24 protein-coding genes, 1 tRNA gene and 1 pseudogene are annotated in these 26,551 nt (G+C 50.0%); 7 read left to right on the forward strand and 19 right to left on the reverse strand.

Going from position 1 to position 26,551, the window contains the following annotated elements; translation table 11 throughout:
* Positions 1-63: 63 nt before the first annotated feature.
* The gene (locus DFR47_RS04515) at positions 64-459 is read left to right on the forward strand and encodes a c-type cytochrome (RefSeq protein WP_170137438.1); all 396 of its coding nucleotides are present in this window, start codon (positions 64-66) and stop codon (positions 457-459) included.
* On the opposite strand, the gene DFR47_RS04520 is transcribed toward DFR47_RS04515, so the two are convergent.
* Positions 425-871 carry an acetyltransferase gene (locus tag DFR47_RS04520; protein ID WP_113943114.1) on the reverse strand — a complete coding sequence of 149 codons (447 nt, stop codon included), beginning with the start codon at positions 869-871 and terminating at the stop codon, positions 425-427. The two genes, DFR47_RS04515 and DFR47_RS04520, sit on opposite strands and share 35 nt — an antisense overlap.
* A 196-nt stretch (positions 872-1,067) precedes the next feature.
* On the opposite strand from DFR47_RS04520, the gene DFR47_RS04525 reads away from it, so the two are divergent.
* The gene (locus tag DFR47_RS04525) at positions 1,068-1,760 is read left to right on the forward strand and encodes a glutathione S-transferase family protein (RefSeq protein WP_113943115.1); all 693 of its coding nucleotides are present in this window, start codon (positions 1,068-1,070) and stop codon (positions 1,758-1,760) included.
* A gap of 48 nt (positions 1,761-1,808) precedes the next feature.
* Here the strand turns inward: DFR47_RS04525 and DFR47_RS21530 are convergent, their stop codons facing one another.
* Entirely contained in the window at positions 1,809-2,132 is a 324-nt protein-coding gene (locus DFR47_RS21530) for a WYL domain-containing protein (RefSeq protein WP_147245486.1), read from the reverse strand.
* Positions 2,133-2,404: 272 nt separating this feature from the next.
* On the opposite strand from DFR47_RS21530, the gene DFR47_RS04535 reads away from it, so the two are divergent.
* Positions 2,405-2,608, forward strand: a complete 204-nt coding sequence (locus DFR47_RS04535; protein ID WP_147245488.1) for a hypothetical protein — start codon at positions 2,405-2,407, stop codon at positions 2,606-2,608.
* 68 nt (positions 2,609-2,676) lie between these two features.
* Here DFR47_RS04535 and DFR47_RS04540 read toward each other — a convergent pair whose 3' ends face one another.
* From DFR47_RS04540 to DFR47_RS04590, 11 genes and pseudogenes are all read right to left on the reverse strand, one after another.
* Positions 2,677-3,093: a DoxX family protein gene (locus DFR47_RS04540; RefSeq protein ID WP_113943118.1), complete on the reverse strand. Its 417-nt coding sequence runs from the start codon at positions 3,091-3,093 to the stop codon at positions 2,677-2,679.
* Positions 3,094-3,408: 315 nt separating this feature from the next.
* Positions 3,409-3,867, reverse strand: a complete 459-nt coding sequence (gene soxR / locus DFR47_RS04545) for a redox-sensitive transcriptional activator SoxR (RefSeq protein ID WP_113943119.1) — start codon at positions 3,865-3,867, stop codon at positions 3,409-3,411.
* A gap of 172 nt (positions 3,868-4,039) precedes the next feature.
* A pseudogene (locus DFR47_RS04550) lies at positions 4,040-5,791 on the reverse strand (amidohydrolase).
* A 266-nt stretch (positions 5,792-6,057) separates the two neighbouring features.
* Complete coding sequence (locus DFR47_RS04555; RefSeq protein ID WP_113943120.1) at positions 6,058-7,077, reverse strand: histone deacetylase family protein; 1,020 nt, start codon at positions 7,075-7,077, stop codon at positions 6,058-6,060.
* A 124-nt stretch (positions 7,078-7,201) separates the two neighbouring features.
* Complete coding sequence (locus tag DFR47_RS04560; protein ID WP_113943121.1) at positions 7,202-8,029, reverse strand: MBL fold metallo-hydrolase; 828 nt, start codon at positions 8,027-8,029, stop codon at positions 7,202-7,204.
* 83 nt (positions 8,030-8,112) lie between these two features.
* Positions 8,113-8,889, reverse strand: a complete 777-nt coding sequence (locus tag DFR47_RS04565) for a TatD family hydrolase (RefSeq protein ID WP_113943122.1) — start codon at positions 8,887-8,889, stop codon at positions 8,113-8,115.
* 76 nt (positions 8,890-8,965) lie between these two features.
* Positions 8,966-10,504: a methionine--tRNA ligase gene (gene metG / locus DFR47_RS04570; protein WP_113943123.1), complete on the reverse strand. Its 1,539-nt coding sequence runs from the start codon at positions 10,502-10,504 to the stop codon at positions 8,966-8,968.
* Between the two features lie 214 nt (positions 10,505-10,718).
* On the reverse strand, positions 10,719-11,792 hold the full coding sequence (locus tag DFR47_RS04575) for a DNA polymerase III subunit delta' (protein ID WP_113943124.1): 1,074 nt from the start codon (positions 11,790-11,792) through the stop codon (positions 10,719-10,721).
* Positions 11,785-12,438, reverse strand: coding sequence for a dTMP kinase (gene tmk / locus DFR47_RS04580; protein WP_113943125.1), 654 nt, complete (start codon positions 12,436-12,438; stop codon positions 11,785-11,787). The genes DFR47_RS04575 and tmk overlap by 8 nt, the downstream gene beginning before the upstream one ends.
* 99 nt (positions 12,439-12,537) lie before the next feature.
* A complete protein-coding gene (locus DFR47_RS04585) occupies positions 12,538-13,749 on the reverse strand; it encodes a D-alanyl-D-alanine carboxypeptidase family protein (RefSeq protein WP_113943126.1) in 1,212 nt (403 codons plus the stop codon).
* 283 nt (positions 13,750-14,032) lie between these two features.
* Positions 14,033-15,304, reverse strand: a complete 1,272-nt coding sequence (locus DFR47_RS04590; protein WP_281011558.1) for a septal ring lytic transglycosylase RlpA family protein — start codon at positions 15,302-15,304, stop codon at positions 14,033-14,035.
* A 523-nt stretch (positions 15,305-15,827) separates the two neighbouring features.
* On the opposite strand from DFR47_RS04590, the gene DFR47_RS04595 reads away from it, so the two are divergent.
* On the forward strand, positions 15,828-16,220 hold the full coding sequence (locus DFR47_RS04595) for an MAPEG family protein (RefSeq protein ID WP_113943127.1): 393 nt from the start codon (positions 15,828-15,830) through the stop codon (positions 16,218-16,220).
* A 313-nt stretch (positions 16,221-16,533) separates the two neighbouring features.
* Complete coding sequence (locus DFR47_RS04600; RefSeq protein WP_113943128.1) at positions 16,534-17,337, forward strand: GGDEF domain-containing protein; 804 nt, start codon at positions 16,534-16,536, stop codon at positions 17,335-17,337.
* A 12-nt stretch (positions 17,338-17,349) separates the two neighbouring features.
* Here the strand turns inward: DFR47_RS04600 and DFR47_RS04605 are convergent, their stop codons facing one another.
* The 6 genes from DFR47_RS04605 to ade form a co-directional block, all read right to left on the reverse strand.
* The gene (locus DFR47_RS04605; protein WP_113943129.1) at positions 17,350-17,904 is read right to left on the reverse strand and encodes a GNAT family N-acetyltransferase; all 555 of its coding nucleotides are present in this window, start codon (positions 17,902-17,904) and stop codon (positions 17,350-17,352) included.
* A gap of 86 nt (positions 17,905-17,990) precedes the next feature.
* A complete protein-coding gene (locus DFR47_RS04610) occupies positions 17,991-18,737 on the reverse strand; it encodes an alanyl-tRNA editing protein (RefSeq protein ID WP_113943130.1) in 747 nt (248 codons plus the stop codon).
* Positions 18,738-18,965: 228 nt separating this feature from the next.
* A complete protein-coding gene (locus DFR47_RS04615; RefSeq protein WP_113943131.1) occupies positions 18,966-20,009 on the reverse strand; it encodes a cysteine synthase A in 1,044 nt (347 codons plus the stop codon).
* A gap of 181 nt (positions 20,010-20,190) precedes the next feature.
* A complete protein-coding gene (locus DFR47_RS04620; protein ID WP_245416434.1) occupies positions 20,191-21,735 on the reverse strand; it encodes a DEAD/DEAH box helicase in 1,545 nt (514 codons plus the stop codon).
* A gap of 353 nt (positions 21,736-22,088) precedes the next feature.
* Positions 22,089-23,345, reverse strand: coding sequence for a threonine ammonia-lyase IlvA (gene ilvA / locus DFR47_RS04625; RefSeq protein ID WP_113943133.1), 1,257 nt, complete (start codon positions 23,343-23,345; stop codon positions 22,089-22,091).
* Complete coding sequence (gene ade / locus DFR47_RS04630; RefSeq protein WP_113943261.1) at positions 23,342-25,162, reverse strand: adenine deaminase; 1,821 nt, start codon at positions 25,160-25,162, stop codon at positions 23,342-23,344. The genes ilvA and ade overlap by 4 nt, the downstream gene beginning before the upstream one ends.
* Positions 25,163-25,403: 241 nt before the next feature.
* Here ade and DFR47_RS04635 point away from each other — a divergent pair, with 241 nt between their 5' ends.
* Positions 25,404-26,108, forward strand: coding sequence for an SDR family oxidoreductase (locus DFR47_RS04635; RefSeq protein ID WP_113943262.1), 705 nt, complete (start codon positions 25,404-25,406; stop codon positions 26,106-26,108).
* 276 nt (positions 26,109-26,384) lie between these two features.
* Positions 26,385-26,470: transfer RNA gene (locus tag DFR47_RS04640), tRNA-Leu, on the forward strand.
* The last annotated feature ends 81 nt before the right edge of the window (positions 26,471-26,551 follow it).

The following is a 26,551-nucleotide window of genomic DNA, read 5'->3' on the forward strand; positions in this document are numbered from 1 at the left end:
TGCAGCTGGTGCTGATCCGGCCTAAAGCAGTCCGAACAGACTTATGGCTGAATGGTAGCTGCAATGTTTCGCGTTTTTAAAACTTCAATCCTCATTCTCTCACTGCTCGCGCCTGTAGCGGCACAGGCAGAAGCCGATGTGAAGAATGGTGAGAAGATTTATAAGAAATGCTATTTTTGCCATACGCTGGATCATCCGACCAATCGGATGGGACCGCACCTGGTGGATCTGCAAGGGCGCAAAGCAGGCACAATTGAAGGCTTTCGTTACTCTGAAGCCATGCGACAGGCCGGTGAAAACGGCCTGATCTGGAATGATGCAACGCTCAAAGAATTTCTTACGTCCCCGAAAACGATGATGCCCGGCACCAGCATGCGGTTCTGGGGGCTTTGGGAAAGCCAGATCGATGATCTGTTGGCCTATATCAAGAGCAAGTCTGAGGCTGTGCCAAGTGAATAATCGGGAAAGGCTTGCCCTCGCCGTCTGTCTCTGAACGGCCGGTTTGGATAAAACCATATTTCAGATAGAACCCCACGGCTAACGGGTTCTGCTCATTCACATCAACGTCAAGGCGACCTTTCAGGCTATGTGCATGGTCGAGCAATGCACGGCCAATGCCCTGCCCTTTAACGGCCGGATCAACAAACAGCATTTCCACTTTGTTTTCAGACAAGCCGATAAAACCGGTGAGTGCGCCTTGTGCATCTTCTGCAACCCAGACTTCTACGGCAGGCAGATAACTATCCCGCACAAGCGGTTCGTAATAATCAATATCGGCAACAGTCAGAAAGTCATGGGTTGCCTCAACGGCGGCGCGCCAAATCTCGGTAAGTCTGTAACGATCCTCTGAAACGAGAGGTCTGATATGCATAAATTTTGTCCGTCTTTTTCGAAACTGCACGGGAATACACGAGGGCATTCAGCCGATTCAAGTTTCCCTGTCATTGCTGCGATTTTATAAGGTTTTGTCAGGTTTGTATCAATTTTTGCTACAGATTACTGTTTTTTCTATGCCAAATACGTATTTCATGGAATGAGTGTTGCATCTGCATCAGGGATTTAATGCCATGTACACACTCATTATCGCCAATAAAAACTACTCCACATGGTCGCTCCGGCCATGGCTCTTGATGACACAGCTCGAAATCCCTTTTGAAGAAGTTCTGATCCCGTTCGGCAGTCCGGATTGGCATAAAAACCCGTCCCCAACCGGTCAGGTGCCTTGCCTCTCCGACCAGCAAAAAGATGGCAGCGTTATTGCTGTCTGGGACTCTCTCGCCATCACTGAATATGTAGCGGATGATTATCCGCAGGTCTGGCCGCAGGACAAAAAAGCCAAAGCCTGGGCACGTTGTGCAACCGCAGAAATGCATTCAGGCTTTCATACATTGCGTAGCATTTGCACCAATAATATCGGTTTGCGCATTGATATCAGTGCAAAGACCGAACCGGCTCTGCTCAAGGATATCAGCCGCATTGAACAGCTATGGATTGAAGGGCTGGATACGTTCGGCGGGTCGTTTCTGGCCGGTGAGCAATTCAGTGCCGTCGATGCCTTTTTTGCACCGATAGCCTTCCGTTTCCAGACCTACGGCATCAAGCTCAGCGACAAAGCAGCAAACTATGCTGATTTCCTGCGCAACCAGCCCGCCATGCAAAACTGGTATCAGGCAAGCCTTGCAGAAACATGGCGCGACGAACCGCATGAAGCCGATGCCCGCAATGCAGGCCCTTGGATTCAGGATCTCAGAGCTATTTGATTTTGTCCCGCATCATGCAGCGATCACGCCGGATTGCTGCATGATCAATCAGAAATCGCCGACGTCGATTGATGCATTAAAGCCTTCAAAACGCCAGACCACCTGCGCGATGGATTTATCGTAAGGATTATAATCTGATCGAGCCCGCAAAAAACGCTTCTGCATCAAAACGGCATTTGAAATGAGCGGCACATGAAATTGCTGCCAGCCGGTTTCATGGCGATGCGATACAACCCAGCCGTTTAAAACCATATCACCATCCGGCGAGTAGCCGAGCAAATACGGCTCCACCATCCAGCGAAGTGATTTATAAATAAAACGAATTTGTCTTCTCTGCCTTATAGCATCACAGAGTATTGGAAATGCCAGCATGCGGTTCCCTCCCGCTAATGCGGACGCAATGGCAGAAATTGAAGTGAAATTCAATATAAACTACAAAAAATCAGACTATAGTTGAATTAAATATTCAATTTAAATATCAGTAATTTAAGCAATTCAAATGTCTCTATGCTGTCAAAAAGCAAGAAAAACAATTAAACGTGAATAAAAGCAATGAGATTGCAATTCTAATAATGCTCTGTAGACTTTAAAGAGCAACCAGTGAAACTGGTCTGAACAACAAGGGGCGCATAATGATTTTTAAAATGACAACACTTATTGTGTCGCTGCTGGTAATCGGACTGCCACTTTCAGTTGTAATAGCAGCCTATGCCGAAAGAAAATATCTGGAAAGCCAGTCCGGTACACAATATGCAGAGATTAAAGCCTTTGGTGTCTGGGTCGTATCACTGGTTACAATTTTCAGCATCTCATTGTTTTTCATCAATATTATTGCCTCCTACCTTTAAGCAGTCTTTGCAATGCAGATAATCACTCTCCGGCACAGACCATGTCCGAAGAGTGATTTGTAACTCGTCTACTGAAAAAGCATCCGCTCTCTCTGACGGAAATACACGGCATATACTGCCAATCCGCCAATCACTGATATATGTTCAAGTGCTACGGTCATATCCTGAAAAGCCTCCTCACCGCTCTTTGCCCAGAACGGGTGTGCAATCGGAATTGTCAGCACTGTAAAAACAGCAAGTGCACCTGTAGCGAGCCATACACCTCTGTTACAGATAATCATCAGCGAGGCGCCGATCTGCAGGATCAGTGTTGCTATATTATATGCCCAGCCCGGTTGCAGGCCGAAGTCATCCATAATGCCAGCGCTGGCCGTAAAGTCGAATAATTTACCCAGACCGCTTGTCCAAAACACCAGTGTCAGCAGTATACGTGCCAAAACATCGAACCACTGCGCATCCAGTATTCTTGTAATCATAACCGGCATTTCATCACCCCTTATAGCCTGAGAGGCGCATGATCTTCATGGTGTTGAAATGTGCCGCGAACAGAGTGGCAGCAGCCGGTTTTATATCAGTTTCATATTTATTCATGTCGGCTCTCCAAAAGCGATAAAACGCAAAGAGATATTTGCGACCACATGCCATCACCGGTTTTCACCAATGCGGAAATCATGCGGCACTTGAAAAGAATACCCGCGACAACTGCCAAATTGACAAGTTGTCGCAAGTACCGACATGCTTATAGAATCTCAAGCTAAGTTGAGGTCAAGCGATAATTATAAAAAACTTTATTCGTCAATTCAGAGGCTCTTCTGTATTAAGCGCTGTGGCCCTGCACCTTCCTGCGCCAACCGGTCATCCGGATTTCTGAGCGGACAGTCTGCAAGTGAAAGACAACCGCAGCCGATACAAGTAGCAATCTGGTCACGTAATTGCATCAGGCTGACAATGCGCTCTTCCAGCATATCTTTCCATTTATTGGTAAATTGCCGCCAGTCGCGTGCAGTCGGCACATGATCATGGGGCAAATCTTTCAGTGCATCATGAATAATAGCGAGCGAAATCCCTGCCCGCTGCGCAATCCGGATAATCGCAATACGCCGCAACACCGCGCGATGATAACGCCGCTGATTTCCGGCCGTACGCCAGCCGGCGATCAGCTCTTTTGTTTCATAAAAATGGATTGTGGAAACCGGAATACCGCTACGGCGGGCAACATCGCCCACCGTCAGCGTATCTTTTAGTTTGCCGGAACTCATCGTCACACCTCAATTATAGTTGAGGTATACTAGAGCGCATTCCGAAAAGTGCAAAGCGGCTTTCGGATAAAATGCGCGTGAAGACAAAGGCTAGAGCGGTTTCAACGATTCAACATTTACTGAAGCCGCTCTAAATCAAAATATTCTGCAAAAACAGGTACTCACGAAAATATCATGCTGAGTAACGCTGTTCCCCTGCCATCCAGGTTTCGCTGACTTTGATCTTACCGATATCGGCGACACCGCTGGTCGGATCCTGCTCGAGAATGGCGAAGTCTGCATATTTGCCGACTTCGATACTGCCGACAATATCATCCATATGGCAATGCCATGCGGCATCAAGAGTCACAGCACGCAATGCTGCATCCGCTGAGATACATTCATCAGAGAAGAAAACGCCACCGCCTTCATTCATAATGCGGCTCACTGCGTCCTGCATATAACGTAATGGCTCAATCGGCGTTACACTCCAGTCGGAATGTAAGGAAATTCGTAATCCTGCAGCCAGAGCAGAAGCACATGGATCATAATATTTTGCGCGTTCCGGCCCCAGAATGCGATCGCGGAAAGCTTTCCCCCACCACCGTACATGGCCGATCAAAAATGATGGTGACAAACCGAGCTGCACCATTTTCTCCATCTGCTCCGGATGGAACACGCTGCAATGCTCAATCCTGTGTCGCAGATCATTGGTGCCCTCATTTTGCAACACTGCCTGATAGGCCTCAAGCACCGTATCAATAGCCGCATCGCCATTGGCATGCACACCAACCTGCCAACCGCCTTTATGCGCCCGCTCAATCACTGCTGTGATCTACTCAAGACTGTAATTCAGTGTGCCCCGACTGTTTTTGCCGAGATAATTCTCGCGCTGATAACCGGTTTCCGCCTGATTGGACCCGTCTGCCCAAGCTTTGATGCCACCAATCCGGAACAGATCATTGCCATAACCGGGTTTAATACCAATTTTGTCCCATTCATCCATGAGTGTTGAAATCAGCATACCGCGATAGCGTACCGGCGGATTATCAGCCATGACTGCATCAAGCAGAGCAATATCATTCGTGCCGGACAGCATGCCAATACTGCAATCATGCAGGCTGGTGCAGCCAACCGATGCCGCATGATCAAACATATTACGGATACGCTTCTGAATTTCCTGCGCCGTCGGCTGGGGCATTTTTGCAATAAACGGCTCTTGCGCCGCGCTCTCTTCCAGCCTGCCGCTGAGCTTACCACTGGCATCGCGTACAAAACGCGCGCCTGACGGGTCCTTGGTTGCCTCGGTAACGCCGGACAGTTTCATTGCGAAACTATTGGCATAAGCAATATGACCATTGCTCTCGATCATGAAAAACGGATTATTCGGCGCTAACTCATCCAGTTCTGCCAAAGTCGGCGGACGCGCATCCAGCGTAATACTCGGGTCAAAATTCTTGGCACGAATCCAGTCTCCGGATTTGGCCTTTGCCGCACCTTCCCGCAACTGCGTCCAAACCTCAGCAAAGCTCGGTGTGGCCATCGGGCTGACATCAATCCAGTCGTCCAGCACCACAAATGTTGAATGCATATGCGGATCAATCAAGCCCGGTATCAGTGTACGCCCCTGAAGATCAATGATCCGCGTTTGAGCACCGCTCAGCGCCTGCACATCATCTGCTTTGCCAACGCCGATAATCTTATCGCCACGAATAGCGACAGCCTCTGCACGGGCATTATCCTTATTAACAGTAAAAATTGTGCCGCCCTTGAAAATGATATCAGCGGGGCCTTCAGTTGGTGAGGCGGCCAATGCAGAACCACCACTTAAGACCGGAGCAGCAAAAACGGATGTCGCGGCCACGCCCATATATTTCAGGAAATTGCGTCGTGAGGCTGCATTTTTAAGAATGGCTGTGACTGCGGGATTACAGGCTAAACACATCAGATATCCCCTTTTAAGGATGATTGAAGGCCGGGTTATTCCTGAATGCAATGTAAAACTATGAGAAGGAAACGCAGCAAAAATGCAGATTTAAAAATCTGAATAGATTCCGTAGGTGAGTTTATAAATTTTGATTCAATATACATAAAAGCATTTTCAGCGGAACAGCAATATTCATTATACGGTTCATTTTTTATTATAAGAAGATGAAACCTTATATAAGCGGGCAACATATATTCACCCGCTTATAGTAATTCTGATAATAGTCAGCCGCCAAATCCACGCAGAAAATGTGTAAGATTTCCGCCAAGCTGATTACAGATATAACCGCCCTCCTGCACAATCACAGTCGGCAGTTTCAGGCTGGCGCATTTCTGAGCAATACTGGTGAAGCCTTGCTCATTAACGGTAAAGCCGCCAAACGGATCATGCTCGGAGGCATCAAGCCCGAGAGCTACCACCAAAGCACCGGGGCGATAGGCACGAATACGATCCAGTGCCAGATCCAGCGCATCGAGAAACTCCTGATTGCCGGAACCACGCGCCAAAGGCAGGTTGTAATTATAACCAAGCCCCGCACCCTCGCCGCGCTCTGAGACATATCCCCAGAAGAACGGATAGAACACCGACGGATCAACATGGATGGAAACCGTCATCACATCTGCACGATGGTAGAAAATACCCTGAGTGCCGTTGCCGTGGTGCAGATCAACATCAAGAATAACCACACGATCATGGCTCTCACGCAGAATTTGCGCGGCGATCGCGGAGTTGTTCAGAAAGCAGAAGCCGCCAGCCATGTCGGCATAGGCATGATGTCCGGGCGGGCGGCACAGTGCATAGGCCGCAGGCTCACCATTCTGCACCAGTTTCGCGGCTTCAATCGCAGTCTGTGCACTCCAATAGGCTGAATTCCACGTATCCGCAGCAATCGGACATGCCGTATCGGCCATATGGTATCCTGCACGGCCAACCGGTGATGTCGGATAGGAAAAATCACGGCGGTTCGGATGGATGTTCGGAATAACCTCATCCGATGCACCATTGATTGTTTGCCACTGGCCGTAAATGGTCTGCAGAAACTCCAGATATTCAGGACTATGCACGGCACTCACTGCCGTCAGACCATGATCCTGCGCTGCAATCATTGAAAGTCCGGCCTCATTTGCGCCGGTCAGAAGTCGCTGTATGCGCTCAGGTACTTCGGGATTAGGTTTGCGTGCACCAGCCGAAAGAAACATAGCCGGATTATGCGCGCGCTGAGGCTCAGCAAATGTAAATTTCATAAATCAGTTTCCTCCACATGCTGCAGCTATTTCCCCATATCTGCGATATGGTCTCCTGAATAACTGCACCAAAGGAAACTACGGACAGGTTTATTGAATTGCAAATGAAAACAACAGGCTGAACCTATTCAGCTTCTGCACGCCATTCAAATGCCAGACCATCATAGGCAGGCTCGATGTTTTCAGGCAAAGCGGCACGCACTTCATCATAATCCAGCGGCACATGCATATGGGTCAGAATAGCGTGGCACGGCTTCAAACGTGCAATCCATTCCAGTGCTTCATCAAGACTGAAATGGCTCGGATGTGTTTTATATTGCAGCGCGTCAATCAGCAAAACGTCCAGATTTTCCAGCGATGAAGCGGTTTCCGGCGGGAAAGCATTTACATCAGAGCAATAAGCGACATTGCCGATACGAAAACCAAGACTGGTAATATCGCCATGCACCAATGGCATTGCCTGAAAGCGGATTGCGCCGCCTGCCCCGTTAATGCTGAAATCCTCCGTATTGGTGATTTCATGCGCTCTCAGAATTGGCGGATAACTGGAGCCGTAAGGCGTAGCAAAACAGTAGCCAAAAGCCTCGTAGAGCCGGTTGAGCGTAAAACGGTTGGCGTAAATCGGCATCAGCTTTTTATTGTCCAGCATGAAGCTACGCAGATCATCAATGCCGTGGATATGGTCTGCATGCGGGTGCGTATAAACAACAGCGTCGAGATGATGGTCAGGTTTGCCTTCCAGACCGTCAATGATTTGGGAACGAAAATCCGGCCCCGTATCGATCACCACACGCGTTGTACCGGCGCTGCTGACCCGCTCCACCATCAGCGATGCGCGACGACGGCGGTTCTTCGGATTGAGCGGATTGCAATTTCCCCAATCGCCGTTCGGACGCGGCACACCCGGAGATGAGCCGCAACCAAGAACTGTAAAGCGATAGAAGTCAGACATATGTCAATTCCGCTTTTATATGCCTTTTAATAATTAAATATCAAAAGGTTGAAATGTTTTTCTGATAATTTAATTAAGCATTATCAGCGTGATATTTTGGTGAACAGGCGAAGCACATTCTCACCGGTAATCCGGCGAATTTCCGCATCACTCACACCAATGACATCTGCCAGCACCGCAGCCGTATGCGCCACATAGGACGGCTCGTTACGCTTACCGCGATGTGGCATTGGTGCCAGATAAGGTGCATCTGTTTCAACCAGCAGACGATCATGCGGCACGATTTTTGCGGCTTCACGAATTTCTGCAGAGTTTTTGAAAGTGATGATACCGGAGAAAGAAACATAGCCACCCAGCTCAACGCCCGTACGTGCCAGTTCAATCCCTGATGAGAAGCAATGCAGAATAAACGGAAACGCGCCTTTGGTGGTTTCTTCACGTAGCAATGCCGCCATATCCTCATCCGCGCTGCGGGCATGGATCACAAGCGGCAATTGTGTACGGCGCGATGCCTCAATATGGGTCAGCAAACCTTGGCGCTGGGCTTCCGGTGTTGAATAATCATAGTGATAATCCAGACCAGCTTCACCGATGGCCACGACTTTCGGATGCTGCGCTAGACGCACCAGCTCATCAGCTGTCACATCCAGTTCTTCATGCGCATTATTCGGATGGGTGCCGACTGAGCAATAAACCTGATCATAGCTCTCTGCAACGGCGAGGATCTGATCAAACTTCTTCACGCGGGTGCAGATGGTGATCATTTTTTCAACACCGGCATCAAGTGCCCGTTGAATAATCGCGTCACGCTCTTCTGCAAAATCAGCGAAATCGAGATGGCAATGGCTGTCTACAAGCATAATAAAAGTCCTGCCCGAGGTTTAGCACTCGGGAAAATGATACGGGCGATAATTCGCCCGTATCTTATATAAGATATTACTCTTCAGTTTCCACATAACGCGGGAAGATCGGCTCTGGTGCCGGCAGTTCAGCACCGCTGACCAATACTTCACCGAGATCGGCAAAGCTGCGCTTGTCTGCAGCAATACCCAGAATATCCAGCAGCTTGGCTGAGGATGTCGGGATATAGGCCTGTGTCATGATCGCAACGCGACGCAGCACTTCAGCGGTCGTATAGAGAACTGTGCCCATGCGAACCGGATCGGTTTTGCGCAGAGCCCAAGGCTCCTGAGCCGCGAAGTAACGGTTGGCTTCCGATACCACATTGAAAATTGCCGCCAGCGCCTGATGAATAGCCTGAACTTTCATCGCATTACGGGCGATATCCAGCGCTTCTTCAGCCAATTTCAGAATAGCCGTGTCTTCCTCATGGAAATTGGCTTTTTCCGGAACTTTGCCTTCGCAGTTCTTGGCGATCATCGACAGCGAGCGTTGTGCCAGATTGCCAAGATCATTGGCGAGATCGGCATTGGTACGGTTGACAATCGCTTCGTGATTGTAGCTGCCGTCCTGACCGAAAGGTACTTCACGCAGGAAGAAATAGCGCACCTGATCCAGACCGTAACGGTCGATAAATGCGAACGGATCGATCACATTGCCAACCGATTTCGACATTTTCTCGCCGCGATTGAACAGGAAACCATGCGCGAAAACACGTTCCGGCAGAGGCAAACCGGCAGACATCAGGAATGCAGGCCAGTAAACCGCATGGAAACGCACAATGTCTTTACCCAGAATATGGGCAGTTGCAGGCCAGAACTGTGCCTTCTCCGCGTCCATATCCGGATAGCCGATAGCGGTGAGATAGTTGGTCAGGGCATCAACCCAGACATACATCACGTGCTTGTCGTTGCCTGGCACCGGCACACCCCAGTCAAAGGTGGTGCGGGAAACAGACAGGTCACGCAGGCCGGATTTGATGAAGCTCAGCACTTCATTGCGGCGCTCAGATGGGCCGACAAAGTCCGGATGCTTTTCGAAATAGTCGATCAGCGGCTGCTGGTATTTGGACAGACGGAAGAAATAGCTTTCTTCTTCATGCCATTCTACCGGCGAACCGATCGGCTCACGGCGCACGCCGTCTTCACCAACGGTTGTTTCGCTTTCGTCAAAATAGGCTTCCTGACGAACCGAATACCAACCGGCATAGCTGTCGAGATAGATATCGCCGTTGGCAACCATACGCTCCCAGATATCCTGACAAGCTTTGTAATGACGGTCTTCCGTAGTGCGGATGAACTGGTCATGGCTGGAGCCGATTTTCGCCAGCATTTCGCGGAACACGGCAGAGTTCTTGTCTGCCAGTTCAAGCGGTGTAATGCCTTCCTTCTCAGCGGTCTGCTGCATTTTCAGACCATGTTCGTCTGTACCGGTCAGAAACAGCACATCTTTGCCGTCCAGACGCTGGAAGCGCGCCATGGCATCGGTAGCAATCGATGTGTAGGCATGGCCGATATGCGGCGTGCCGTTCGGATAGAAGATCGGGGTGGTGATATAAAATTTTTCGCGGCTCATGTCGGATCCGTCTTGTCGAGATATTTTATCTCATGAAGTCAATATGATGATAACTGATAAAACCGGCATATCGCATGTCAGGCGTGAAGTCAGCCCTAAATGCAACTAAATCAGAAACTCATGCTTGTTTATGCGGTTTTTGATCGTATGAGTGGTGCATTTTAGCACTTCCACAGCGACCGGCCTGCTCGGCGGCATCAGCCGGTCTCAAGCCTCAGACCGGCATGCCGCTGCGCATTGCGCGATACATCTTTTCCATCATGATCAGTGCTGCTTGTTTGCGGTCGAGATTATAACTCTCTGTTTCCAACGCTTCACGGCGCAGATCATCCCAGAATTGCGACCATTGGCTGGCCTGCACAACCTGTCCTTGTTCAGCAAGGCTAAGCGCCTGTCCGGCGGCTTTATCCAGCAGATATTCAAGGAACAGCTGGTTTTGAACGTCAGCATCACGACCACCGAGCACGGCGGCAAGCGCCTGCGCTCTCAGTAGATCAAAGTGATTACCGCCAAGAACAGTATCGACTGTATCCGTAATTTCCAGCCCGCCATGGGCAACAAGCAACAGAGCCTTACGTACAGAACCTTCAGCCCGCGCACTCAATGCTGCAAAATATGCCTGATCCTGAACATCAATGCCGACATCTCTGCCTGCAACTTCCAGCGCACGTTTCAGCTCGGCATCATCCAGCGGCTTAAACGCCAGTGACTGGCAGCGTGAACGAATGGTTGGCAGCAAACGACCGGATGAATGGGAAATCAGAATAAACAGTGCCCGTGCCGGTGGTTCTTCCAGCGTTTTTAACAGAGCATTGGCAGCATTGCGGTTCATATCATCCGCAGGATCAATAATCACAATACGCCATGCACCGTCACCGGATGTGCGGCTCAGGAAATGTGTAATACGGCGGATTTCTTCAACCGTAATTGCAGTGCGGTATTTGCCGGTTTTGGCATCATATGGCCGCGTAATATGCAGAAGCGCCGGATGCATACCCTGCGAAATCTGACGATAAGGCGCCGCATCTAAATCCGGTGTATCAAGCTGCTGCGGTGCTGCTGCGCTGTCCGGATATTTCAGCATATGACCGGCAAGATGAAAGCCGGTTGTTGCTTTGCCAATGCCCTGCAAACCTTCAAACAGCAGTGCATGGTGCATGCGGCCTTCCTGGTAGGCTTGCGCGAGAAATGTCCGCACATCCTCATGGGCAGTCAAAAAAGCGGTCGCATTCGGTGCCGGAACGCCGTCAATCGCATCATAAGTGCTGTTTGGTGCCTGTTCAGCCATGGGCAGACACCTCCCGTTGTTTCACTGCTGCATCAGACAATGCGGCGATCTCCGCGCTGATCTCATCGACTGTGCGGTCTGCATCAATCACTTTGCAGCGCTGCGGCTCACTGGCAGCAATGGCCAAAAATGCCTGACGGCGCGCCTCATGGGTGGCAATAGTTTCCTTCTCAAAACGATCAGCCACTTCAGTCCCGCGGCGCAAGCCTGCGCGCGCCAGACCTTTATCGGCCGGAATATCGAGAATGAAAGTCAGGTCAGGCATGGTGCCGTCAATCGCAATGCGTTCAACCGACTGCATGAATTGCGGATCAAGATTACCGCTAATGCCCTGATAAACACGGCTGGAATCGATAAAGCGATCGCACAGCACAATCTGTCCGGCTTCAATTGCAGGTCGGATTTTCTGATCAACATGATCGCTGCGCGCTGCGGCAAACAACAGGGCTTCCATAGCGGGCCCGTAAGTTTCTGCCGCGCCGCTTAAGATCACATGACGGACAGCCTCTGCCCCTGCCGAGCCACCGGGCTCGCGGGTAACAATCACCTCAAAGCCTTGCGCGCGCAGATGATCAGCCAAAGCAAGAATCTGCGTGGATTTCCCCGCGCCTTCTCCGCCTTCAAATGTGATCAGCAATCCTGACAAAGCTCTGATTTTCCTAAGCAGTCGAAATAAAATTTGAATAAAGCTTATTGAGGATGGGCATGGCTTTGTCAAATAAAACCGACAAGGCGCATAAGTACCTTATTTCAGCAAGCGGCGTATCCAGCCCGTTGCCAACTCATATAGGGCATCAAGCGATTTATTACGCAATGTCCCTTCAGCTACATCCTGTGCCGCATAGACCGGCCGCTCCAGCAGAACATCCTTATCATGCAGGATTTGTATCCGGCCGATCTCCTGCCCTTTTGTAACGGGCGCTGCAACCGGCCCTTCATAAATCACCTGTGAGCGCAATTTGGTTTTATCCTGAACCGGCACAAGCACAGACACAGCCTCCTGTACCACCAACCCAACCGAGCCTTGTGTACCGCCATAGAGCGCGGCCTGCGCCACTTCCGTATCGGCGTTAAAAACAGGCGTTTTGACAAAATCATTCATTGCCCAGCGGATCAGTTTTTCAGCATCTTCAGTTCTTTCCAGCACAGATTTTGCGCCATTCAGCCCCAGATAGACCCGTCGTCCGTTTTGCTGTGCGGAAGCAATAATCGACAGCCCTGTCTCTTTCGTACCGCCCATTGCCAGTCCGTCAGCCCCCATATTGAGGCGCAGCAGCGGGTTGCGGTTTCGCTGCAGAATATTATTCCAGCTAAAACTTTCCTGACTATAAAGCGGATAATATTGCGCGTAGCTGTCGTGTAAATGCCGTGCCAGCTTCACCATATCTGTCAAAGTCACCTGCTGCTTGCCATCCTGAGGCAAACCGGTAGGATTGATAAAGACCGATTGCTTCAAACCCAGTGCATGCGCCCGCTCATTCATTGTCTGCGCAAAAGCCTGTTCGCTGCCGCTCATGCCTTCTGCAAGCACGATAGCGCCGTCATTGGCCGATTGAACGGTAATTCCCTGTATCAGATCATTGACTGTCAGCTGTGAATTCAGCCTGGCAAACATCGTTGCTGTACGAGACGGCGCTCCGCCGGTACGCCATGCATGTTCGCTGACTGTAAAGGCAGTATCCGGCTGCAACTTACCCTCAGCCAATGCCTTAAATGCAATTTCAGCCGTCATCAGTTTGGCCAGCGATGCAGGCGGGAAAGGCTGATCAGCCTTGCGGGAAAACAAAACGCTGCCGGTATCGGCATCAAACAGCAAGATCTGCTCGGATTTTACGGTAAAAGGCGGTTCGGCACTATGGGCATTCGAGCTAAAAAATTGCGTCACCATCAGCACAGCGGCAAAACAGACCTTACGCACAGGCTTTGCTTTGACATTTGCGCTTTGAAACCAGACCACCTTGCTCTCCGCTCATTATTTTCAATCATCCGGATTTAAAAATAAAACACGATGATTGACGATCCATGAAGCTGAAATAAAAAACGTCCGGCAAAACCGGACGTTCAACAAGACTTATAGCATTTGCGAGCCAAAAGTGCGAAGCGCCTCCACAGGGAAATCAGTTCACCGGACTGATTTTTTTCCTGCTGCAATGCGTTGGATAATGCGTAAAAACAAACAATTACAGCGGTTCCAACGTTTCAGTCTTAACTGGAACCGCTGCAATCAGTTTATAGCTGATTTATTCCGCGCGTACCACAAAGGCATCATTTGCACCGGCAGCCCATGCAGCCTGCAACAACGCATCATTATTGCCGTTGCGGGATTTTGCAGTCAGGCTGTAAAGAGCACCATCGCCTTCCGGTGTCATGGAACGGCTGACAGCACCCAACTTACCAAGCGCTGCCGCAATACGGTCAGCTTCAATCTTGCTGCTGAATGTGCCGAGATCCACAAACTCACCCTGCTCGGCCGATGAGTTCAGGAATTTCGCAGCCTGCGCATTGCGCCAGTCTGCAGATGCAGCATCCGGCATCAGCACTTTAGAATAGATACCCTCATTAGCCTGTGCAATGCGGTTTGAAGCATAAGCGCTCACCAGAACATCACTCTGCGCAGCCGCATAGAGACCGTATGGCTTATCGAGTGGTACCGGAATGACTGCCGGCAGCGCCGGTGCGGCACCGTCAGCAAAACCGAATGGCAGCTGTGGCTGGCCGGAAATCTGATCAAAGGCGCTGGCTGAACCCTGCTCTGCACGATTAGGTGCCGATGTCGGTGTCGGGCCATTCATCGCCATCATCACGCCGGTTGCAGGCTGACCAATATTGTCATTGCTGCCCGCAGGACGATAAGACGCCATCAGATAGGCATCATCCAGCCCATGAAGCGGCGCACGACCGACATATTCAACTTTAACATTTGCAGTGCCATGATGCTTATAATCCAGCATCTCAGCCGCTTTTTCCGACATATCAATAATACGGTCGTTGGAGTAAGGGCCGCGATCATTGACACGCACGATCACTGAACTGCCATTAGCGGTATTGGTCACACGGGCATAGCTTGGCAGTGGCATGGTCGGATGGGCAGCTGTCAGATGCGCCATGTCATAGACTTCGCCATTGGCAGTCAGGCGACCGTGAAAGGCCGAACCATACCAGGAAGCGCGGCCGACCTTCACATAATTCGGGTCTTCCTTCGGCTTATACCATTTGTCTTTGACTTTATAAGGCTTGCCAACCTGATTGCGGCCGCCGCCGCGCGGAATTTTTTTGCCATTGGCAACACGCGGGCTGGCTTTAACGCCATAGGCGGATTCTGCAAAATATTCTTTGGAACGTTTTTTCTGCTGTTTGACTTCCGGCTGCGGTGCTGCGCAGGCCGTTGCCAGCAAACCGACAATGCCAAGATAGAGAACACGTTTCACTTGAGAAGAATGCAGCATCCAGCCCCCGCTCTTTTTCTTGTCTTTGGTAACAGGCGCATGCGGCTGTTTCTGAAATGACTTCATAACGCTACTCAAACCCATCACAAACAACAAAAATCAGTCTGCAACCAAACCGGCATTTTTCCTGTTTCTTATACCAGCCAGACTATGACAGTCTTAATTTCGTATAACCAAACAGTTTCAAAACCTTTATTCAAGGCCAAAAATGCCTAACACGAGGCAACAACTCGCAAGAAAACATTGACGAAATCTTAAAATTCACCATTTGCGCAGGCTCACAAACCTTGTCTTACGGAATTTTTGCCTAGATATTCGGGCAGTAGGGGGCGTTATTATGTAAAAACATTTCAGACATTGCGGCACAAATTAACATTTTCATGATAAAATAATGTCGTATTATCAGTTGGTTACAATAGATGGCTATAGCTTAGACTATAAGAACCGCCCTAACTCTCACCTCAAACCGCCCGGATATTAACCAAGTTTCTATTTCACTGGGGAAAGCAACAGCCAGTTTTTGCATTTCAGCACTTTTTAGCTGTGGCCATCCTCTGCAACACACCCGCCTAATGAACGGAAGATAACTTTGAGCACAGAACTGACCCTCGCCGTCTGGATGCTGATCATCGCACTGGTTCAGATTTTTCTTCCTGCTATGTTTCGCAATCGTGAGACCGGTCTTGATTATAATGCAGGCCCGCGCGATGAGGCCGGACCACCGGTTGGCATTATCACAGGTCGCCTGCAGCGCGCGCAACGCAACCTGTTCGAAACCCTGCCCCTGTTTCTGGCAGCTATCATTATTGCGCATATCGCGGGTCGTGAAGGCACTCTGACACTGACCGGCGCATGGATCTACGTTATCGGCCGCGTGCTCTATATTCCCGCCTATGGCTTTGGAATTCCATATATCCGCAGCCTGATCTGGGGCGTATCACTGGCGGGTCTGGTTTTGATTATTCTGGCTCTGCTTGGATGAGTGAAACAGATGTATTTAAATCAAATCTAAAACAAACAAACCTTATCTACAAAGTTTTTGCGGATAATGCGGATTTTATTAGTTTTATAACAAATATTGTTTTATGGGATGGGCAGTATTGAAATGGCACTTATTTGATATTCAGACTTCCCGTTCCGGAACGGGTAATGCGCATAATAGATCACAGTGACCGGTCCGGATTGTTTACTCTGTCGCATTGTCACATTCGCCAAGTTGCAACAAGCCGTCTGTGAAATGCTTTAATACGCAATATTCGGATCTCCGCCTGCGCTCAGGGATATTTATACGAACTATGAAATCTGCCCTTTTAAAAGCCTTTGTTGTATCTGCTGCGGCGGCGCTGCTTTGCGTTGCTCTGAGCATGATTATCAGCATTATTCGCAGTGAGCCTATTGGTCTAACCGGCATCGCCTTGAGCCTGATTTTGCCAATGATTACGGCATTTCCGACTATGACTGTGGTCTTCCATCGCAACTCCCAGCTGGCCAAGGCCTTTACCGATCTTGAGAAAGCCCATCAGGAATTACAAGCACGCTCCAAGATCGATTACATGACCGGTCTTTATAACCGTGAGGCTTTTTTCGAGATGATGCGCAATGTGCGCTCACGTCTGGATAGCGGTGCTCTGCTGCTAATTGATGCCGACCATTTTAAAAACATCAATGATCAATACGGCCACACAGTCGGCGATCGGGCATTGAAACTGATTGCCTTTGCGCTGCAGAATGTAACCCGTAAAGGCGATCTGGTTGGCCGTGTCGGCGGTGAAGAATTTTGTGTTTATCTGCCCAATGCCAGCCGCGCGGCGGCCATCAGTGTTGGCGAGCGTATTCGCGTCGAGATCGAAAATACGCCATTCTATATCAGTCAGAACCATGTTGAACCGCTGACCATCAGCGCGGGCGGCGCTCTTGCCAATAAAAGTGACAGTAATTCGCAGATTTTCAGCCGTGCAGATCATTGTCTCTATGAGGCAAAAAATCTGGGACGCAACTGTGTGGTCTTTGAAAAGACAGACGGAACAGAACCACAGGCTCAAAACCAGTTGCCACGCACGGCAACGATTGAAGATCTGGCCGGAGGCCGCGGTCTCTAAATAGATTACGCTCTATTTCCAGAGCGTAATCACTTCCTCTGCCGTCGAAACAGGGGCAAACCCCATACGTTGATAAAGCTGCAAAGCGCGCGGGCTATCGAGCGTATTGGTCTCCAGCCACAATTTTTGCGGATTATGCGACCATGCAGCTGCAAGTACTTCCGAGAAGAAGAACTTTGCCAGTCCCCGTCCTTGATAATCCGGCACCAGACCAAAATAATGCAGGTCGACACTCTCCGGCAGATTGAGATGCATCTCGGCAAAACCGGCAGGGCAACCATCGACATAAAGCAGAAAAATGCGAGTTTCTTCCGCCTTGATGATCGTGCTGACGACCTCATCACTTTGCGTGCGGCGCAGCATCCAATGATGCGGCTTACCAATCACTTCATAGAGATAACGATAGAGATGCAGCGGCATATTTTCAGCCAGCATGATTGCCAACCGGATACCTGCAGGTACCGGCACAGCAACAGATGACGGAGAGACCATTTCCAGACGCGTTACATGAACAGTCACTTCTTCCGAAGCCGGTGTATCGCTGTGGCCGGTCTCATTATTCGTCATCACACAATCTTCTTTGTCTAGAATTACAGGCTTCTTTGTCTCAAATTACGGATATCGCGATATTTTATCAGGCAATAACAGCGATATTATGCCGGAGCTTTACCAAAACGGATACGGTAACGACGATTTTCTTTGCCTTTTTTCTCAATCTTGCCGATGTGAATTTCACCGATTTCCGATGTATTGGCGACATGCGTGCCGCCGCAAGGCTGAGAGTCAACCGAACCATTCTCACCGATGACCACAAGACAAATGCGTCCCTGCCCAACCGGCGGGCGTACATTCTTTGATTTCACAATATCAGGATTGGCTGCCAGTTCTTCATCGCTAATCCACTGCGCAGTGACCGGCAGAGCCGCATTGACCAGCCCCATCAGCTTTTCGGTTACCGTTTCTTTGGAGAATTCAGCATCCGGCAGATCAAAATCCACGCGGCTGTCGTCAACATTAACGGCAGCACCGGTAATCGGGAATGGACAAACAACAGAGAGCAAATGGCAGGCAGTATGCATCTGCATCAGTTTAAAGCGGCGTTCCCAGTCAATCTCTGCCGTCACCTCATCGCCGATCTGCGGCAGCGTCTGACCTTCTGCCGGCACATGGATGAAGTCATTTTTGGTCGTGCCATTCACAGCCACAGCAATCTGAATTTCAGAACCATCGGCACGGCGCAACACTCCGCTATCACCGGGCTGGCCACCGGATGTGGCATAGAACACAGTCTGATCGAGAATGATGCCGCCCTCTTCTGTCAGCCCGATCACCTTGGCCGGTGTGGCTTTCAGATAGGCGTTGTCACGAAAAAGCGGATTGGTTGCCGGACTCTGTGTCATCGTTCCCTCATGCATGCTGTAAGAAGAATTCTTTTACGAGAGGTTTAAAGCAGTTTCAGGAAAAGTGGAACCGGTTTTCCTGAAACTATGGTAACAACAAAGAGATAGAGGAATTACAGCGGCTCCAGTTAAGACTGAATCGTTGGAACCGCTGTAACTATTTGTTTTTACGCATTATCCGACGCAAAACCGGTTCCCACTTTTGCTGGAAATGCTATAAACCTCGGCTTATGCCTCGTAAGGCACGGCAATATCTGAACGATCAAGTAACCATTGCGGCACAGGCAATCCACGCTCTTGCAGAAAAGCCGGATTATACATTTTCGACTGATAGCGATTGCCGTAATCCGCAAGGATAGTAACAATCCGCGCCCCCTTGCCCAGATCTTTTGCCAGACGGATCGCACCGGCAATATTGATAGCCGATGAGCCGCCGAGGCACAGACCTTCTTGCATCACCAGATCAAAAGCCAGTTTCAAAGCTTCAGCATCCGGAATTTGATAGGCGAAGTCGGGTTTGAAACCTTCCAGATTGCCGGTGATGCGTCCCTGTCCGATCCCTTCTGTGATCGATGATCCCTCGGCTTTCAGCTCTCCTGTCGTGTAATAGGAGTAGAGCGCCGCACCTTCCGGATCAGCCAGACCGATTTTGATATCTTTGTTAAAACCTTGCAGACCGGCAGCCACACCTGCCAGCGTACCGCCGGAACCAACAGCACAGATAAAGCCGTCAATTTTGCCCTGCATCTGCTCCCAGATTTCCGGTGCAGTGGTCTCAATATGCGACTGGCGGTTGGCGTGATTATCAAACTGGTTTGCCCAGATCGCGCCATTGGGTTCGGTCTTCGCCAGTTGCTCAGCCAGACGACCGGACAAACGCACATAATTGTTCGGGTTCTTATAAGGCACAGCCGGAATTTCAATCAGTTCCGCACCGAGAAGGCGCAATGCATCTTTCTTTTCCTGACTTTGTGTTTCAGGGATCACAATGACTGTGCGATAACCCAGCGCCTTGGCAACCATCGTCAGGCCGATACCGGTATTACCGGCAGTGCCTTCAACAATAACACCACCTTTACGCAACAGCCCGCGTTTTTCAGCATCACGAATAATGTAAAGCGCTGCACGGTCTTTGACAGACTGACCCGGATTGGCGAATTCCGCCTTGCCGAAAATCTCGCAACCGGTCAGTTCAGATGCCTTGTTCAGGCGGATAAGCGGTGTATTGCCGATCGCCTCAATCACAGAATTTGTAACACCTGACTGCACCATGATGACTGTCCTTTATGGCTGCTTTGCATGCAAATTTCTGTTCCGAACCTATTGTTGCCCACCCGCTTATTCAAGGTAAGTTTTTCTGCTAAAATCAATAAGCCAATAAAAAACACCGCCGGAATGCTCTCCGCCGATGTTTTTATTTCATTTCAATACAGAAATCAGAAAAGCTGATAAATCAGCTATTCCAGTCCTGTCCGGCCCGTTTTTTATTACGGTGGAAGGTTTTCTTATTCGCTGGCTTGCCGGTATTTGCCTGACCAGACTTATGACCAGCCCCTTGAGCGGAACTCTTGCCGCCACGGCCGGAATGATTACGGTTTGAGCGGGCACGCTCGCCTTGTGCAGGCTTGGCTTCAGCCGATTTCGGCGCATCATCATAGAGCTCGCGCACATCGGAGAAACCAGCCGAACGCTGCGGTGCTTTATCCAGATTTTTATAAGGACGCGAGGTTTTACGCTTGCCAACGGCACGCGGATCAGGCTTTGGCCATTCATGCTCGAAGGTTGGCTTTTCTGTGCGTTCCGGCAACGGGCCAAACTGCGGAGGTAGTTCTTTCTGCGTCAGCTTGTTACGGATAACTCGCTCAACTGCCTTGAGCTTTGCATGTTCTGTACCGCCGTCATACAGGGTAATCGCGGCACCCGATGCACCATTACGACCGGTACGGCCGATACGGTGTACATAGCTTTCCGGCTCATCCGGCAGGTCATAGTTGATGACATGGCTGATACCCGGAACATCAATACCGCGTGCAGCAATATCCGTTGCGATCAGAACGCGCACGGAACGGTCTTTAAAGCCGTTCAGCGCACGCTGACGGGCATTTTGCGACTTGTTGCCGTGGATGGCTGCAACGGAATAACCGTCTTTTTCCAGTGTACGTGTCACCGCATCCGCACCATGTTTAGTACGGGTAAAGACAATAACAGTTTCCAGCTTCGGATTGGTCAAAAGGCTGGAAAGTGCCTTTTTCTTATCCTTGGTCTGCACGGTATAAACAACCTGCGTAATTTCAGCCGCAGTTGTACCGGCAGGTGAAACCTCAACGCGTACCGGATCGCGCAGCAGACCTTCGGCCAGTGCAACGATTTCCTTTGGCATGGTTGCCGAGAACAAAGCAGTCTGGCGATCCGCACGGGTCGCTTTGGCAATGCGCTTCACATCATTGATGAAGCCCATATCCAGCATACGGTCAGCTTCATCAAGCACCAGCCATTTTGTGGCTGAGAGTTCGACACATTTATCGCGCACCAGATCAGTCAAACGACCCGGTGTTGCCACCAGAATGTCCACACCCGGTGCCATTTTACGTACCTGAGAAGCGCGGGAAACACCGCCCAGAACCAATGCGGTTGAGAGATGCGCGCCTTTGGTCAGAACGCGAATGGTCTCTTCGATCTGCACAGCCAATTCACGGGTCGGCGCAAGGATCAGCGCACGGCAGGTCTTTGGCAGACGCTTATCACCGAGAGCCAAAATCTGTTCAATAATCGGCAGAGAAAACGCAGCAGTTTTGCCGGAACCGGTCTGTGCGATACCCAGAATATCTTTGCCTTTCAGCTGTGCAGGCAAAGACTGCTGCTGAATTGGTTTTGGCGTGGTCATGCCAGCGGCAACCAGATTTTTCAGTAAAAGACCGGTTACACCTAAAGCGGCAAAGCCAGAAGTTTCCTGAATTTCCGCAACAGCGGTCAGGTCAGTTTCATTTTGATTTGTCAAAATATAAGCTTTCGATATGCGCCGCCGGTCGGGAGAGCCGGACACACGCATCATCAGACCACCATGCGCAGCTGGTAATCCGGAAACAAATTTTTATACGACGAAGCGCCGGAACATTGATGTTCTCACGCGACTTGCGCTGCCGTATCCGGTACGGAATGACCGGATTATTTCACCTCATCATGAGGCAAAGTTTCAAGACGCAACGAAGTCCAGCATGGAAAGCCCTAATGCAATATCTCGCATTAGACCCAAGCGCCTGAGCTGCATATGGGCGCTTTCTCTGCAAAAAGCAAATGAAATAAACAACAGTGTCCTATGCAAATAAACATAGGACACTATTTTAAATACTATCAGATAATGAAATCGGCCAGAACCTGATTATCTGTAATATCCTGATAGGCCCAGCCTGCTTCCTTAAACTTTTTATCAAGGACAGCGAAATTCTTGGCATCTTTGGTTTCGATACCAATCAGCACAGAACCGAAATTTCGCGCCGATTTTTTCAGATATTCAAAACGCGCAATATCATCATCCGGCCCCAGCAGATCGAGGAACATACGCAATGCACCCGGACGCTGCGGGAAGCGGAAGATGAAATATTTCTTCAAACCTTCATAGCGCAACGCACGTTCTTTCACGTCCGGCAGACGTTCAAAGTCGAAGTTGCCGCCGGAAACCACCAAAACAATGGTTTTACCTTTAAGCTCGCTTTTCTTGAAGTCCTTGAGGGCATCAATTGCCAAGGCACCGGCAGGCTCCAGCACCACACCTTCAATATTAAGCATTTCGGTCATTGTGCCGCAAAGGCGGTTTTCCGGAACATTAATCACGGATGATGCCGGATAGGCTTTCAGCACTTTGAAATTCTCTGCGCCCAACTCGCCAACAGCAGCACCATCGACAAAATTATCGACGGTTTGCAGCTTAATGCGCTTGCCTGCCTCAAGGCTGAGTTTCAGACTTGGCGCACCTTCCGGCTCGACAAAACGAAACTCTGTCGGCCAGCCAAGCGCTTTCACATAAAGCGTAACACCGGCAGAAAGCCCGCCACCGCCAACCGGCAGCATCATCAGATCCGGCACTTTGCCTTCCGGCAATTGTTCGGAAATTTCCTGAGCAACCGATGCCTGTCCGGTGATAATGCCCATAGCATCAAATGGCGGCACCATCAGCCCGCCTTCATTTTTGGCATAGTCCTGCGAGGCGGCGTAGCACTGGTCGAAAATATCGCCGACCAGACGAATTTCGATGAACTCGCCGCCAAAAGCGCGGGTCTTGTCAATTTTCTGCTGCGGCGTTGTCACTGGCATGAAAACCACGCCCTTGCGGCCAAAATGGCGGCAGACATAGGCAAAACCCTGTGCGTGATTGCCCGCAGAGGCGCAGACAAACACCGCATTGGCGTCGGCTTTTTTAATCGCAGCGGAAATGAAATTGAATGCACCACGGATTTTATAGGAACGTACCGGCGTCAGATCTTCACGCTTCAGCCAGATATCCGCGCCATATTTACGCGACAGATAATCATTGCGCTGCAGAGGTGTTTCACCAAACAGAGCGCGCATCTGTTCTGTCGCCAGCGCAACAGATTTTATAAAATCACTCATAGGAACAAATCAACTTTCTCGAAACTACGTACATCCACCAGCCCGATATCGGAAATACGCAATTCCGGTATCACCACAAGTGCAAGCAGTGAGTGCTGCATATAGGCGTTATTGAGAGTACAGCCCATGGCTGCCATGGCTTTCACCAGCTTGTCGGCTTTGGCGGCAACGACTTCGGCACGCTCGTCAGACATCAGGCCGGCAATCGGCATTTCCACGCAGGCCAGTTCCCTGCCCTTGGAATACAGCACCACGCCGCCGCCGATTTCACCCAGACGATTAACGGCTTTTGCCATATCGTCTTTATTGGTGCCGACCGCGATAATGTGATGGCTGTCATGGGCAACTGTCGATGCCAGCGCGCAATCCAGCGTATAGCCGAAACCGGATACAAAAGCATTGGTGATCTGACCCGTACCGCGGTGGCGCTCTACCAGAGCAATCTGGCAAACATCATTGCGGCGATCCATCTGTACAATGCCGTCGCTCACGGAAAGTTCGGCTTCCAATGCACGGGTCGGCGCCTGATTTTCAATCACACCGATAACGCGCGCCGTTACATTTTTAGTGGGCTTTGGTGATTTAATATCAAAGTCTTGCGCGGAAAACTTACGGCCAAGCTTTACCGTATTCTTCGCTTTTTCCGGATATTTATAAGGTGCAATTTCCGCAACCAGTTTACCCTGCTCAGCCAGCAACACACCGCGTCCGTAAACGCGCTCAATTGTCAGCCCGGAGAGATCAGACACGATCAGGAAATCCGCACGGCGACCCGGAGTAATAGAGCCGATTTCACGCTCTAAGCGGAAATGCTGAGCAGTATTAATCGTCGCCATCTGAATAGCTGTGACAGGTTTCAGCCCTTGCGCAATCGCATGGCGCACAACGCGATCCATATGGCCGTCATGCACGAGCGTGCCGGAATGGCTGTCGTCAGTACAGAGGATGAAATTGCGGGAATCCAGCCCCTGCTCGGTAATGGCCTTAACCTGAGTTGCAACATCATACCATGCAGAACCCAGACGCAGCATAGCGCGCATGCCTTGACGTACACGGGCAATGGCATCCTCAGCGCGTGTGCCTTCATGGTCGTCTTCCGGACCACCAGCAACATAACCGTGGAAAGCACGGCCAAGATCAGGCGATGCATAATGCCCGCCGACCGTTTTACCGGCATTCATCGTGGCATCAATCACGCCACGCATCGTCGGATCATTATTGGCAACGCCCGGAAAATTCATCACTTCGCCAAGACCGATAATATTTGGCCAGCTCATCGCTTCTAGCACTTCTGCCGCACCGATTTCCGCACCGCCATTTTCAAGCCCCGGCGCAGAAGGCACGCAGCTCGGCATCTGCACATAGACATTGACCGGCATGGCCATGGCTTCATCATGCATCAGCCGCACGCCTTCAAGCCCCAACACATTGGCAATTTCATGCGGATCAATGAACATAGAGGTCGTGCCATGCGGAACAACCGCACGGGTAAATTCTGTCACAGTCACCATGCCGCTTTCGACATGCATATGCGCATCGCACAGACCAGGCACCAGATAGCGCCCTTCCGCATCAACCACTTTCGTCGTTGCGCCAATGCAATGAGTGGCATCATGGCCGACATAGGCAAAACGCCCTTCGACAATAGCAATATCAATGCCCGCGACAATCTCACCGGAATAAACACTGAGCAGACGGCCGTTGCGCACCACCATATCGGCTGGCTTGCGCCCCATGGCAACATCTACCAGAATTGGCGCAGATGCCGCCCATGACTTGATTTCAGGTTTTGATTTTTTAAGACCGGATGATGACATAGCAATCTCCATGACATGGCCGGAAACATTGTACATCCGACGCAGGCAAAAAACAGTTTTGCCAAGTTTGACCGTAAATTACCAGTTTGTTTTGATGTTTTAGGCAATTATCTCTGCGGATTGCACAATAAAATTACAAGAGCAGCTGCACGAAATAATTTCATAATAATGACTACATAATGTCTTTACAGCCCCATATTTTTTATGGCAGCTTCATAACATATCAAATTTGGAGCAGAACATTATGAGCGATAAAGTAGCAATTATTACAGCTGGCGGATCAGGCATGGGCGCCGCTGCCGCACGCAAACTGGCTGAGAATGGCTACAAGATTGCCGTGCTTTCTTCATCCGGTAAAGGTGAAGCACTGGCCAAAACCTACGACGGCATTGGCGTGACCGGCAGCAACCAGTCTAATGATGACCTGCAAAAGCTCATCGACAGTGCGCATCAAAAATGGGGTCGCGTAGACGTATTGGTGAATAGTGCGGGTCACGGGCCGCGCGGCAGCTTGCTGGATTTCTCCGATGAGAACTGGCATCGCGGCATGGATGTTTACTTGATGAATGTGGTGCGCTCAGTACGCCTCGTCACACCAATCATGCAGGCGCAGAAAAGCGGTTCAATCATCAATATCTCGACCTTTGCAGCTTTTGAACCGGATGCAGCTTTTCCGGTTTCCAGCGTGTTCCGCGCAGGTCTTGCCTCCTACACCAAGCTGTTTGCTGACAAATATGCTGCGGAGAATATCCGCATGAATAATATCCTCCCAGGCTTTATCGACAGCCTGCCGGAAAAACAGGAATTCAAAGACCGTATTCCAATGCAGCGTTATGGCACTGAGCAGGAAATTGCTGAAACTATCGCATTTCTGGCTTCAGATGGCGCAGGCTATATTACCGGTCAGAATATCCGCGTAGATGGCGGCATCACCCGTTCAGTTTAAGAATATCTTGCCGCGGCCGGTATAGTCCGGTCGCGGCCTCACTTATGTGACGTGAGTTACACAAGACTAAATTACTGATTTCAATCAATATTGATTTTTACAAAATATATTTATGCCAAGTGATATTCCGTTAGATTTTTCGCTCAACACACAATCTGAGCCTTGACTTCCGCAAGCAAATCAATGATCAAAAGGCTCAGCATATCTCGGAAAGTGGTTACCGGTTTTCCGTACAAGATGTGCGATAAAGGTCAGGTGCATAAAACATCTTGCACTGCGGACGTGGAGAAATCGGTAAACTCAGCAGACTTAAAATCTGCCGCTCTTAGAGCTTGCGGGTTCAAGTCCCGCCGTCCGCACCACCCTTTAATCTACATTTTATTGTTTTCATTCAGCTTTTTCACTACGATTTGACAAAGCCGTTTCGTTCTGCAATTTTTTGT

Origin of the sequence: Pseudochrobactrum asaccharolyticum (genome assembly GCF_003314995.1) — a bacterium.
In the GTDB taxonomy this organism is placed as follows: Bacteria; Pseudomonadota; Alphaproteobacteria; order Rhizobiales; family Rhizobiaceae; genus Pseudochrobactrum; species Pseudochrobactrum asaccharolyticum.